Source organism: Rhodococcus sp. NPDC047139 (genome assembly GCF_040643435.1).
Lineage (GTDB): Bacteria > Actinomycetota > Actinomycetes > Mycobacteriales > Mycobacteriaceae > Rhodococcus.
In genome coordinates, this window is record NZ_JBEYUH010000001.1 from 166624 (window position 1) to 179464 (window position 12841).

The following is a 12841-nucleotide window of genomic DNA, read 5'->3' on the forward strand; positions in this document are numbered from 1 at the left end:
CGTGGATACGTGCGGGGGCTTCAACTCTCATCCAGTGCAGCGAGGTCATCTACCGATGAAACACACGGGTCCGCTCGCAGACGTACGTGTCGTCGACCTGACTGCCATGGTCATGGGCCCTTACTGCACCCAGATCATGGCCGACATGGGAGCCGACGTGATCAAGGTGGAACCTCCCGCCGGCGACAACACGCGCTACATCTCCGTGGGGCCGGAGCCGGGAATGGGCGGGGTGTTCGTCAACGTGAACCGGGGCAAACGCAGCGTCGTCCTCGACCTGCGAACCGAAGAGGGCGCCGCCGTCCTGCGCGATCTGGTTGCCGACGCCGATGTCTTCATCCATTCGATGCGGGCCACCGCCATCGCCGATCTCGGATTCGGCTACGAGGCTGTCGCGGAACTGAACCCGTCGATCGTCTACACCAACTGCTACGGCTACGGCCGCGGCGGCCCCGACTCGAACCTCACGGCCTACGACGACACGATCCAGGCCGAGTGCGGCCTTCCGTCCGTCCAGGAACAACTCACCGGCGCATCGGGATACGTGGCAACGATCATCGCGGACAAGGTCGCCGGGATGACCGCGCTCTACGCGACGATGATGGCGCTGTTCCACCGCGAACGGACCGGCGAAGGGCAGGAAGTCGAGGTTGCCATGTTCGAGACCATGGCTGCCTTCATGCTCGTCGAACACGGAAACGGTGCGATGTTCACCCCACCTCTCGGCGCCGCGGTCTATCCGCGCGTGGTAGCGCCGAATCGAAAACCGTACCGCACCAAAGACGGTCGAATCTCCGCGCTTGTCTACAACGACAAGCAATGGGCAGCCTTCGTCGACGCCGTGAAGCCGGATTGGGCCGGTGAACACCTCGCGACGCTGGAGCAGCGGGCCCGCCGGATAGACGAAGTCTACGCACTGCTCGGAAGAACGTTCGAGGAACGCACCACCCGGGAATGGCTCGATCTGTTGCGCTCCCACGATATTCCCGCCGCTCCTGTTCGAACTCTGGACGAACTGTTCGAAAACCCGCATCTCGAGCAGGTGGGGTTCTTCGAGGATGTCGACACCCCGAACGGCACTGTCCGGTTTCCCGGCCCCCCGGCGTGGTTCTCCCGCACCCCGGGGCGAGTGGCCGGCCCCGCACCGAGGCTCGGAGCCCACACCGACGATGTGATCGAGGAGATGCGCCTTCGAAGCGAGCTCGACACGATGTCCGAGCGCCCCGGAGCTCGGTCGTGACCGTCGCAGAAGAAGCCCGCCTCGACCTGTCGGCGATACTGCGGCCCGGTGACCGGATCGTGATCGGGCAGGCATGCGGAGAACCCACCACGCTCATCGAGGCCCTGATACGCCAGGGCGCAGAGATCGGCGATCTCTCGGTGTTCGTCGCCACCAGCTTCTCAGGGATCTTCACTTCCGAGACAGCCGAGAGCTTCTCGGTGGCAAGCATGGGTGCGATCGGGTCGCTGCGGGCCCTGTCGAAAGCCCATCGCCTCGAGATCGTGCCCTGCCACGTGAGCCGGATAGGGCCCTTGATCGAAGCCGGCGTACTGCGCTGCGACGTGGCGTTCGTTCAGGTGAGCCCACCCGACGAGCACGGACGTCACAGCTTCGGGCTCATCAGCGACTACGTGCAGGCCGCCGTGTCCACGGCGCGCGTCGTCGTCGCCGAGATCAACGACCGGATTCCTTGGACGCCGGGAGAATATCTGCCGGCATCGGCGATCGACCACGCGATTCGTGTCTCCCGGCCACCCGTCGAGGTGCCACCGGCAACCATCGGTGAGACGGACGAGGCCATCGCGCGACACGCCGCACGCTTCATCGGCGACGGAGCAGTCCTCCAGACCGGGGTGGGAGCCGTACCCGATGCCATCCTCCGTCTGCTCCATGACCGCGCAGACCTCGGTGTCCACTCCGGCATGATCGGCGACGGTCTCGTCGACCTGATCGAAGCGGGCGCAGTGACCAACGCGCGCAAGAGGATCGACAGGGGAGTGTCGATCACCGGGGCCCTGATCGGTACCCGGCGGCTGTACGATTTCGCGCACCGGAATCCGCAGCTGCGTATGTGCACGACCGAGTACACGCACGACGCCGCCGTCCTCGCACAACTCGACTCGCTCGTCACGATCAACTCCGCACTCGAAGTGGATCTGACCGGACAGGTGAACGCCGAGCAGAGCGGCTCCGTCTATATCGGTGGAACAGGTGGACAGGTCGACTTCGTACGTGCCGGAACCCGTTCACCCGGGGGCCATTCGATCATCGCGCTTCCCGCAACCGCGAAGGGCGGCACAGTCGGCCGGATCACCGCACAGCTGTCGGGCCCGGTCACCACGGCGCGAAGCGATGTGGACGTGATCGTGACCGAATTCGGGGCAGCCGAACTCCGCGGCCGAAGTCTCGCGGAGCGGGCCCGTCGACTCATCGCGATCGCCCACCCGGATTTTCGCGAGGACCTCGAACGTGAGGCACACATCATTCGACGACGAGGATTCTGATGAGCACAGAATTGGCAACGGATCAGGCCGTGCTGTTCGAAAGTCGCGATGACGGAATCGCCGTGATCACTCTCAACCGGCCCGCGACGCGCAACTGTCTGTCGGCGGAGGTTCGGGAGGGACTTCGCGCCGCCTGGGACCGGTTCGAGCGAGATCCCGCTCTGCGAGTGGGGATCGTCACCGGAGCGGGGGAGAAGGCGTTCTGTGCGGGCGGTGATCTCAAGGCGATGGTCGATTCCGGAATGCAGGTCCCGCCCCGGGACTTCATCCCGGTTCCTTACGACAACGTGCATCTGTCCAAGCCCACCATCGCCGCGGTCAACGGCGCGGCGTTCGCCGGCGGCTGGCTCATCGCCCAGTCGTGCGATCTGTGTGTAGCCAGCACGTCCGCGACATTCGCCGTCACGGAGGTCAGGGTCGGCAGGAGCTCACCGTGGGCCACTCCGCTCATCCACATGATCCCGCAGCGGGTGATGATGGAGATCCTCTTGACCGGCAAACCGATCTCCGCGCGGCGCGCCTACGAAATCGGATTGGTCAACCGCCTGGCCGAGCCGGAGGATCTGATGAGCGAGGCCCTCGGCTTGGCTGCCGAGATCCTCGACGGTGCCCCGCTGTCGGTTCGAGTTGCGCGCGAGACCGTGATGCTCGCTACCGAGATGGGCCGCTCGGCGGCTCTGGAGGCTGCACGTCACGCCTCCGAGGTGTGCTACCGCAGTAGCGACGCCCAGGAAGGGCCCCGGGCCTTCTCGGAGAAGCGCCCCCCTCATTGGCAGGGGCGCTGATCGCCGCGGGGCCACCACGACGAACTCGGGCCCGTCCGGAGTGCTCCGGACGGGCCCTGAACGTTGGTCGACTAGCGCAGACGACGCCGGCGCACCGCGTCGATCACGACGATGAGAACCAGCAGCGACGCCGTACCGATCAGGTACAGGCTCTCGACATTGCCTTCGTGGTTGCCGATGAGCATCAGCAGCAGGAACGCTGCGGAGACCAGGGCCATGACACGGAAGAGCTTCGGGGTTTCCCCGCTCCAACCCCACTCGGCCGACGGCACTTCCGCCAGCACGTCTCGACGAGTGGACTGCAACTCGGTACCGGCCACGGTTTCCTCCTGCTCACCAGATGCTGCTGTTGCCGCTTATCGTGACATACGACCCCCTGTCGTACGAAGCGGGGCATGCGCCCGGCCTGTCGGGACAGGGACAGAGCGGGTGGTTCAGGAACTCTTCAGGTCCGTCAGGAACAATGCACCCGTGGCCGATACACGATCTTCCTCCCGCACCAGGGTGTTACTGCTGGGCAGCACCGGTTCCATCGGTACCCAGGCGCTCGACGTTATCGCCGCCAATCCCGACGACTTCGAGGTCGTCGGACTGGCCGCAGGCGGTGGCAGGACCGACCTGCTGGCGGAGCAGATCCGCGCGACGGGCGTACGCGAGGTCGCGGTAGCCGACCCCGACGCCGCGGCACGTCTCGACCTGCCGGTCCGGAGCGGTCCCCGAGCCGTCACCGAACTCGTGCGTGAGGTGGAAGCCGACGTCGTGCTCAATGCGCTCGTCGGCTCTCTCGGACTCGAACCGACCCTGGCGGCCCTCGGCACCGGCGCGCGTCTCGCGCTGGCGAACAAGGAATCGCTGGTCGCGGGCGGAGCGCTCGTCACGGCAGCCGCGGCACCGGGCCAGATCGTCCCGGTCGATTCCGAGCATTCGGCGCTTGCGCAGTGCCTTCGTGGCGGCAGCGGAGACGAGGTGGCACGCCTGGTCCTGACCGCCTCGGGCGGACCGTTCCGCGGCTGGACCGCGGATCGCCTCGAATCGGTGACCCCCGAACAGGCGGGTGCTCACCCGACCTGGTCGATGGGGCCGATGAACACCCTCAATTCGGCCACCCTGGTCAACAAGGGCCTCGAGCTCATCGAGACGCATCTGCTCTTCGGAGTGGGGTACGACCGGATCGACGTGACGGTGCACCCGCAGTCGATCGTGCACTCCATGGTCACCTTCGTCGACGGTTCCACCCTCGCGCAGGCGTCGCCGCCGTCGATGAAGCTGCCGATCGCGCTGGCACTCGGATGGCCGCACCGCGTCCCGCACGCGGCGCCGGCGCTCGACTTCTCGGCTGCATCGACCTGGGAGTTCGAACCGCTGGACGACGAGGTGTTCCCCGCGGTGCGGCTCGCACGGCAGGCCGGAATCGGCGGGGGCTGTCTCACAGCGGTCTACAACGCCGCCAACGAGGTCGCCGCGGAGGCCTTCCTCTCCGGGACCCTCTCGTTCCCGCGGATCGTGAAGACGGTCGAGTCCGTGCTCGACGACGCACACGAGTGGGCCGCCGAACCCAGTACCGTGGACGACGTGCTCGCCGCCGACGGCTGGGCCCGCGAGCGGGCGCGCGCACTCGTATAGGAGGATCGACCACTCATGATGTTCGCACTGGGCGTGGTGGTGTTCGCCCTCGGCATCGCCATCTCGATCGCTCTGCACGAGGCCGGCCACATGTGGACGGCGCAGAAACTGGGCATGAAGGTCCGGCGCTACTACATCGGGTTCGGCCCCCGGGTGTTCGCGTTCCGCCGCGGCGAGACGGAATACGGCCTCAAGGCCGTGCCGGCCGGGGGATTCTGCGACATCGCGGGCATGACAGCCCTGGATGAACTCGCGCCCGACGAAGTCGACCGCGCGATGTACAAGCAGAAGACGTGGAAGCGCCTGGTCGTGATGTCCGGGGGCATCGCGATGAACTTCCTGCTCGGCATAGTCCTCATCTACGGGTTGGCGGCGTCGGCCGGGTTGCCCAACACCGACACCCGGGCAGTCGTCGGCACGGTGGAGTGCGCGGCACCCACGCAAGCGGGCCCCCCCGACTACACGCCGGCCGAGTGCTCGGGTCCGGGACCGGCCGGGGAAGCCGGTATCCAGCCCGGCGACGTGATCGTCGCCGTCGACGGTGAACCCGTCGAAACCTTCGCCGACCTCCGGCAGGCCACGCAACCGTTGTCGGGCACCGTGCCGTTCACCGTCGAACGCGGAGACGAGACCGTTACTCTCCCGGTCACGGTGCAACAGGTGCAGCGCTATGTCTACGAGAGTGAGTCGCCCGACGCCGAGCCCGTCTCCCGGACCGTCGGTGCGATCGGTGTGGGCGGCGAGCCGGGAGTCGTCGAGTACACGCCGCTGACCGCGATCCCCGCGACCTTCGAGTTCACCGGCTATCTGGCGGTGCGTACCGCCGAGGCGCTCGTCAGCCTGCCGAGCAAGGTCGCCGACCTGTGGACCGCCGTCACCGGCGGAGAGCGTGCGGTCGACACTCCGGTCAGCGTCGTCGGGGCGAGCGTCATCGGCGGCCAGTTCGCCGAGCGCGGTATCTGGGAATCGTTCGTGCTGCTGCTCGCCCAGCTGAACTTCTTCCTCGGTGCGTTCAACCTCCTTCCGTTGCTGCCGCTCGACGGCGGGCACATGGCCGTCGCGGTGTACGAGAAGGTCCGTAACTGGCTGCGCGGCCTGCGCGGATTGCCTGTCGGGCCGCCCGTGGACTACATGAAACTGCTGCCTCTGACCTATGTGGCAGTGGTCATCGGGGGCGCGTACATGGTGCTCACCCTCACCGCAGACATCGTCAACCCCATCCAGTTGTTCTGACCTGCGCCGGTAGACTTGCCGAACAGCGAAGAAAGAAGGCGAACAGTGACCAGCCCCGTCGGTTTGGGCATGCCCGAAGTTCCTGCGGTCCTCGCGCCCCGTCGCAAGACCCGTCAGCTCATGGTCGGAAACGTCGGCGTCGGCAGTGACCATCCGGTGTCGGTGCAGTCGATGACCACCACGAAGACTCACGACATCAACGCCACGCTCCAGCAGATCGCCGAGTTGACCGCATCCGGGTGCGACATCGTGCGTGTCGCGTGCCCGCGTCAGGAGGACGCCGACGCGCTCCCGACGATCGCGAAGAAGAGCAAGATCCCGGTGATCGCCGACATCCACTTCCAGCCGCGGTACATATTCGCCGCAATCGACGCCGGATGTGCGGCGGTGCGCGTCAACCCCGGCAACATCAAGGAGTTCGACGGTCGCGTCAAGGAGGTCGCCAAGGCTGCCGGCGACGCCGGAATCCCCATCCGTATCGGTGTCAACGCCGGTTCGCTCGATCCGCGTCTGTTGGCGAAGTACGGCAAGGCGACCCCGGAAGCGCTTGTCGAGTCAGCGCTGTGGGAGGCGAGCCTGTTCGAGGAGCACGGCTTCGGAGACATCAAGATCTCCGTCAAGCACAACGACCCCGTCGTGATGGTCGAGGCCTACCGGCAGCTCGCCGCCCAGTGCGACTATCCGCTGCATCTGGGCGTCACCGAGGCGGGTCCGGCCTTCCAGGGCACCATCAAGTCGGCGGTGGCCTTCGGCGCACTGTTGAGCGAGGGCATCGGCGACACGATCCGCGTCTCCCTCTCGGCACCGCCCGCCGAGGAGATCAAGGTCGGTACCCAGATCCTGCAGTCGCTGAATCTGCGTCCCCGCAAGCTCGAGATCGTCTCGTGTCCCTCGTGCGGACGCGCCCAGGTCGACGTCTACTCCCTCGCGAACGAGGTCACGGCGGGCCTCGAGGGGATGGAGGTGCCGCTGCGGGTGGCGGTGATGGGCTGTGTCGTCAACGGCCCCGGCGAAGCCCGCGAAGCGGATCTCGGTGTGGCATCCGGAAACGGCAAGGGACAGATATTCGTCAAGGGCAAGGTCATCAAGACCGTGCCCGAGGCTCAGATCGTCGAGACCCTCATCGAGGAAGCGATGCGGATCGCCGAGGAGATGGAGGGCGACGCTTCCGGCAGCGGTCCCGTGGTGTCGGTCGGCTGAATCCGATGGGACCTACGGGGCGGCGCCTTCCTACTGTCCGGGTAGCCGGTTTCCACGCCGCCGCCCGGCATGGCACCCTGATCTCGTATCGGCTTGTCGACGGGTGGTGAGCGAGTGCTCAAGCTTCTGGGTGTCCGGTCGTTGGGTGGGCGAGACACCGCTGCGGTGCTCAGGGTGCTCGCGCGCGATCCTGTGGCCGCGTGCATGGTGGCCGGCCGCGTCGAGGAGTACGGACTCGACGGCCGCGCCGTCGGTGGCGAGATGTGGAGCCGCGGCGGCCCCGAGACGTCGCTGTGCTTCTCCGGGGCGAATCTCATTCCGTTGCTCGGAAGCTCGGAGGACATGCAGGCTTTCGCGGAGCGTGCGGGTCGCGGCCCTCGGTGGTGCTCGTCGATGGTCGGCCGGGCCGAGTACGTGCTGCCGATGTGGGAGCGGCTCGAGCCGGTGTGGGGGACTCCTCGCGAGGTGCGTGCCGAGCAACCTCTCCTCGTGCTCGATCGTGAGCCTCTCATCGAGCCCGATCCGTACGTCCGCCCTGTGCGGTCCGACGAACTCGACGTGTACCTGCCCGCCGCGATCTCCATGTTCATAGAGGAGGTCGGCATCGACCCGCGGGCGGGTGACGGGGGTGCGGGTTACCGACGACGTGTCGCAAGCCTGATCGCGGCAGGGCGTGCTTGGGCACGCTTCGAGAACGGGCAGGTCGTCTTCAAGGCGGAGGTGGGATCGCAGTCGTCGACGGTGGGGCAGATCCAGGGCGTGTGGGTCGATCCGGCGCGGCGCGGGGAGGGTCTCGGCACAAGGGGCTCGGCCGCCGTCGCGTGCGCGGTCGCCCGTACCGGTCGCCTTCCCAGTCTCTACGTCAACAGCTTCAACACCCCGGCCCGCGGGGCGTACGCGCGTGCGGGCTTCCGTCAGGTCGCGACATTCTCGACGGTGCTGCTCGACTGAAAATCCGCCGACGCTGCCTACGATGACGGGCGATGAGACCTCGAAGCTCGCCCTCGGCACCCTCGTACGCGCGCGCCTGCCGCATCGTGGCGGCGCTGTCGGCGACCGTCGTGCTCCTCGGCCTGGCCGTCGCATGCACGCCTCGTCAGGCCGGGCCGGAGGCGGCCGCCCGGACCTTCCTCGAACTGTTCGCCTCTCGAGATGTTCAGGCAGCGGCCGCACGCACGGACCGGCCGGAGGACGCCGCCACTGCCATGCAGGAGGTCCTGGACGGACTTCAGGCCCGATCCCTCACGGCCACTACCACTTCGACACGGATCAGCGGAGAGTCCGCAACCGTGGGGTTCAGCTACGAGTGGCTCCTGCCGAAGGACCGGGTGTGGCAGTACACCGGCGAGCTCAACATGGGCCGCAGCGGAAACGACTGGATCGTCCGGTGGGCCAAGTCCGCGCTGCACCCGCAGCTCGGCGAACGGCAGACCATGCAGCTGCGCAGCAGCCCGGCCCCGCGCGCCCGGGTCAACGAGCATGCCGGTAGTGACATCCTCGTTCCCGGCACGGTCTACGGCATCGCATTCGACGCGTCGGAGGTCGACGACGTCGCCGGTGCCGCGCGCACACTCTCCTCGACGCTCTCGCAGTTCGACTCGTCGCTCACAGCACAGGCGATCGCGGAATCGGTGACGGCTTCGTCCGGCCCGCGTGCGGTGTTGCGGCTGCGTGAGGACGACTACGAACTCGTCGCCGCTCGTCTCGCCGGTATCGACGGCGTCGTAGTGACCGAGCAGGCCGACCTTGTCGCGACCGATCGCAGTTTCGCCCCCGATCTCGTGGGACAGATCAAGAAGACCGTCATCGACGAGGTCGACGGCACGGCGGGATGGAGCGTCGTCGTGGTGAACCAGTACGGGGTCGACACCGGGGTGCTCACCGAGACACCTCCGCAGCCGGTGCCGTCGTTCTCGGTCAGCCTCGACCGCCCGCTCCAGGTCGCCGCGCAGGCGGCCGTCGATGCGCGGACCGAGCAGGCGATGACGGTCGTGATCGAAGCGTCCACAGGAGCGGTGCTCGCGGTGGCCCAGAACAAGGCGGCCGATCGCGACGGGCCGGTCGCGCTCGCGGGCCAGTACCCGCCGGGTTCGACTTTCAAGATCGTCACCTCGGGCGCGGCGATCGCGGCGGGGCGTGCGACACCGGAGACCATGGTGCCGTGTCCCGGGCGCATCACGATCGGGCAGCGGAGCGTGCCCAACTACAACGAATTCGCCCTCGGCACGGTGTCCCTGGCAACCGCCTTCGCCCGGTCCTGCAACACGTCGTTCGCCAAGCTGGCTTCCGAGATGGGGCCGGATTCGCTCACCGTCGCCGCCTCGCAGTTCGGGATCGGTGTCGACTACGAGGTGGTGGGGATGCCCACCTTCACCGGCTCGGTGCCGCCGGCTGAGGATCTCGTCGAACGCACCGAGGACGGCTTCGGTCAGGGCAAGGTGGTCGTCAGCCCGTTCGGGATGGCGCTTGCCGCGGCGACCGTCGCCGCAGGTCGCACCCCGGTGACCTATCTCATCGCCGGTCGCGAGACGGTCGTGAACGGTTCACCGCCGGCGGTGACGCAGGAGATGGTCGAGGGGCTGCGGCAGATGATGCGCCTGGTGATCACCAGCGGTACCGCCGATCGGATCCGGGACCAGGGCGATGTGTACGGGAAGACCGGCGAGGCCGAGGTCGAAGGCGGATCGCACTCGTGGTTCGTCGGTTACCGCGGAGATCTGGCATTCGCGACGCTCGTCGTCCGCGGCGGCAGTTCCGACAACGCCGTCGCGGTCACGCGCGACATGTTCGCCGCTCTTCCACCTGAATACAACGATGGTACGTAGTCGCCGAGCCGGCTCGCGGGGCCGAGATCAGGGAAGCAGGCCGGCCTTCCTGGCGACCACCACGGCCTCGTGACGGGAATGGACGTCGAGCTTGCTCATCGCGCTGCGAAGATAACTCTTGACCGTCTCCGCTCCCACCGACAGGCGCTGAGCGATCTCGGCATTGCTGCACCCGAGCGCGACGTGGGAGAGGACATCGGTCTCGCGTGGGGACAGCATGATCTCCACCGATTCCGGGCGCCCGCCGTCGAGCGCTCCGGCCAGCCGATCGGACAGCGAGCGGAGCCTGTCCTGAAGTGCGCGGTCGGAGGTGTCCTGCGCCAGCAGACGTAACTCGGCATGGACCTCTCGGACCTGAGCGGTCGCGACCGGATCGCGATCGTCCGACGAGTGTGCGAGCATCGCGAGCCGGCGGTCGACCTCGTCGCGCACCGCGATCTCGTGGGCGAGGCGAGCAGCCGCCTGTGCGAACGCCGCCACCGCCCGATCACCCACCGGTGCGCACTCGCGCGCGGCGCCGTACAACACCGCCCGCGCCTTCCCCGCCACGAGCACCGGCACTGCGAGGATCGAGCGCAACCCCTCGTACAGCACGGGGCGGTCGAAATGATGTGTGATCGACGAGGAGCGACCGTAGTCGGACACCGTCACCGCTCTGGATTCCGCGAGAACGCGGCCCCCGAGACCGGCCCTCGGGGGCACCACGACGCCGGCCAGGCTGTTCGTCCGCGTGCCGAAGAACTCACTCAACTGCAACGAGCCCTGCCGGACCTCTCCGGCGAAGAGCACCGGCAACTGCGCTTCGGACGCGGTCCGGCGGAGTTCTCCCCGCAATGCATCACCGTCACGGGGACGCAGGAGCGCCGACGAGGGAGACGACACGAGTGCCACCCCTTTCCGGGGGTATCGGGAATATGGTGTGACTCGAATCATAGACGGCGAACGGGTGTGCCCCACAGATCACAACACCCCTGGTGAGTACGGACGAAAGGACCACAATGGGCGACACAGCGAGCCGCGTGCGGACACTGCTCGAGCGTTACGACACGGCAGATGCCTGCGCAGCCCGACTGCTGTGCGACGACCACCCGGCCGATGCGGTGGCGTTCACGGTCGTCGAGGCCGACCTGAGCGCCACGGATCTCACCTACGGCGAGCTCCGGGAACGGTCGTCCCGATTCGCTGCCGCGCTCGCGGATCTCGGCGTCGAGCCCGGCGATCATGTGGCGACACTCATGGGTAAGTCCGCCGATCTGGTCGTCGCGCTCCTCGGCATCTGGCGTCGAGGGGCCGTGCACGTGCCGTTGTTCACCGCCTTCGCGCCCCCGGCGATCGCGTTCCGGCTCGAAGCCAGCGGCGCGAAGGTCGTCGTGGCCGACCGCGACCAGGCCGCCAAGCTGGCCGCCGGGGCCGACATCGCGGCGGACGTGCCTTGGCGGGTCGTCGTGGCGGGCGAGGGGACGGTGGATGCTTCGGGTCGGCAGGCCCGCGACTTCGCCGAGTTGCTCACCTCGTACTCCGCCGGCGACCCGCGCGCCGAAGCGGTCGCGGTAGGTGCCGACGGCCGTCTGGTCCAGCTGTTCACCTCCGGAACGACCGGCACTCCCAAGGGCGTTCCCGTTCCGGTCAAGGCCCTCGCGTCCTTCCACGCCTACCTCGACTTCGGCCTCGACGTGCGTGAGGACGACGTGTTCTGGAACGCGGCCGATCCGGGATGGGCCTACGGCCTCTACTACGCGCTGCTCGGTCCGCTCGCCGCCGGCCGACGCAGCATCCTGCTGCATGCCGGCTTCTCGCCCGCGCTCACCTGGCAGATCCTCGACACCTTCGGGGTCACCAATTTCGCAGCCGCTCCGACGGTCTACCGGAGCCTCAAGGCGGACACCGCGGAGCATCCACAGATCCGGTTGCGCCGCGCTTCCTCAGCAGGGGAGCCGCTCACCCCCGACGTCCTCGCCTGGTCGCAGGAGACGCTCGGTGTGGTGGTTCGCGACCAGTACGGGCAGACCGAACACGGCATGTTCGTCGTCGACGCGTGGGCGGACGAGTTGCGCGAGGACACTCCGCCGCGATCGATGGGCAAGCCACTCCCGGGATGGACGTGCGCGGTGCTGCGCGAGGACAGCGAGGAACCGGCCGAGCCCGGAGAGGTCGGACGCGTCGCGATCGACGTGCACGCGAGCCCGCTGGTGTGGTTCACCGGATATGTCGATGCGCCCGAGAAGACCGCCGGCCGCTTCAGCGAGGATGGCCGGTGGTATCTGACCGGCGACGCCGGGAAGGTCGACGAGAACGGATTCTTCTTCTTCTCGTCCCGCGACGACGACGTGATCATCATGGCGGGTTACCGCATCGGTCCCTTCGACGTCGAATCGGTGCTCGTGATGCATCCCGACGTGATCGAAGCCGCGGTGGTCGGCCTTCCGGACGACCTGCGCGGCGAGGTACTCGAGGCGTTCGTGGTGCTGCGGGAGGGAGTCGAGGGTGACGACGCCCTCGAAACGGACCTCCAGCAACTCGTGAAGAAGAAGTACGCCGCCCACGCCTACCCGCGGGCCGTGCACTTCGTCCCGCACCTGCCCAAGACACCGAGCGGCAAGGTTCAGCGATTCAAACTGCGCAAGGCCGGCGCTGCCGGCTGATCGGTGGATGACGGGGGAGCGGGGCGCG

Annotated in this window: 11 protein-coding genes; 9 read left to right on the forward strand and 2 right to left on the reverse strand. The window is 67.6% G+C overall.

All coding sequences use genetic code 11. The annotated features are described in order from the left end of the window. Positions 1 to 55 precede the first annotated feature (55 nt). The 3 genes from ABZ789_RS00785 to ABZ789_RS00795 are packed head-to-tail and all read left to right on the forward strand — an operon-like array spanning position 56 to position 3290. Complete coding sequence (locus tag ABZ789_RS00785; RefSeq protein ID WP_358417511.1) at positions 56 to 1240, forward strand: CoA transferase; 1185 nt, start codon at positions 56 to 58, stop codon at positions 1238 to 1240. Then, entirely contained in the window at positions 1237 to 2505 is a 1269-nt protein-coding gene (locus tag ABZ789_RS00790; RefSeq protein ID WP_358417513.1) for an acetyl-CoA hydrolase/transferase C-terminal domain-containing protein, read from the forward strand. The genes ABZ789_RS00785 and ABZ789_RS00790 overlap by 4 nt, the downstream gene beginning before the upstream one ends. Then, the gene (locus ABZ789_RS00795) at positions 2505 to 3290 is read left to right on the forward strand and encodes an enoyl-CoA hydratase-related protein (RefSeq protein ID WP_358417516.1); all 786 of its coding nucleotides are present in this window, start codon (positions 2505 to 2507) and stop codon (positions 3288 to 3290) included. Before ABZ789_RS00790 ends, ABZ789_RS00795 begins: the two co-directional genes overlap by 1 nt. Before the next feature lie 71 nt (positions 3291 to 3361). Here ABZ789_RS00795 and ABZ789_RS00800 read toward each other — a convergent pair whose 3' ends face one another. Next, the gene (locus tag ABZ789_RS00800; protein WP_358417519.1) at positions 3362 to 3610 is read right to left on the reverse strand and encodes a DUF2631 domain-containing protein; all 249 of its coding nucleotides are present in this window, start codon (positions 3608 to 3610) and stop codon (positions 3362 to 3364) included. A 151-nt stretch (positions 3611 to 3761) separates the two neighbouring features. Here ABZ789_RS00800 and dxr point away from each other — a divergent pair, with 151 nt between their 5' ends. From dxr to ABZ789_RS00825, 5 genes are all read left to right on the forward strand, one after another. Next, positions 3762 to 4913, forward strand: a complete 1152-nt coding sequence (gene dxr, locus ABZ789_RS00805) for a 1-deoxy-D-xylulose-5-phosphate reductoisomerase (RefSeq protein ID WP_358417522.1) — start codon at positions 3762 to 3764, stop codon at positions 4911 to 4913. A 15-nt stretch (positions 4914 to 4928) separates the two neighbouring features. Further along, positions 4929 to 6146, forward strand: a complete 1218-nt coding sequence (locus ABZ789_RS00810) for a M50 family metallopeptidase (RefSeq protein WP_358417525.1) — start codon at positions 4929 to 4931, stop codon at positions 6144 to 6146. Positions 6147 to 6191: 45 nt separating this feature from the next. Beyond that, the gene (gene ispG / locus ABZ789_RS00815) at positions 6192 to 7346 is read left to right on the forward strand and encodes a flavodoxin-dependent (E)-4-hydroxy-3-methylbut-2-enyl-diphosphate synthase (RefSeq protein WP_358417528.1); all 1155 of its coding nucleotides are present in this window, start codon (positions 6192 to 6194) and stop codon (positions 7344 to 7346) included. Between the two features lie 114 nt (positions 7347 to 7460). Beyond that, the gene (locus ABZ789_RS00820) at positions 7461 to 8297 is read left to right on the forward strand and encodes a GNAT family N-acetyltransferase (protein ID WP_358417532.1); all 837 of its coding nucleotides are present in this window, start codon (positions 7461 to 7463) and stop codon (positions 8295 to 8297) included. 32 nt (positions 8298 to 8329) lie between these two features. Beyond that, entirely contained in the window at positions 8330 to 10171 is a 1842-nt protein-coding gene (locus ABZ789_RS00825) for a penicillin-binding transpeptidase domain-containing protein (RefSeq protein WP_358417535.1), read from the forward strand. Positions 10172 to 10198: 27 nt separating this feature from the next. On the opposite strand, the gene ABZ789_RS00830 is transcribed toward ABZ789_RS00825, so the two are convergent. Beyond that, entirely contained in the window at positions 10199 to 11062 is an 864-nt protein-coding gene (locus ABZ789_RS00830) for a LuxR C-terminal-related transcriptional regulator (RefSeq protein ID WP_358417537.1), read from the reverse strand. Positions 11063 to 11169: 107 nt separating this feature from the next. Here ABZ789_RS00830 and ABZ789_RS00835 point away from each other — a divergent pair, with 107 nt between their 5' ends. Further along, a complete protein-coding gene (locus ABZ789_RS00835; protein ID WP_358417540.1) occupies positions 11170 to 12813 on the forward strand; it encodes an AMP-binding protein in 1644 nt (547 codons plus the stop codon). Positions 12814 to 12841: the final 28 nt, after the last annotated feature.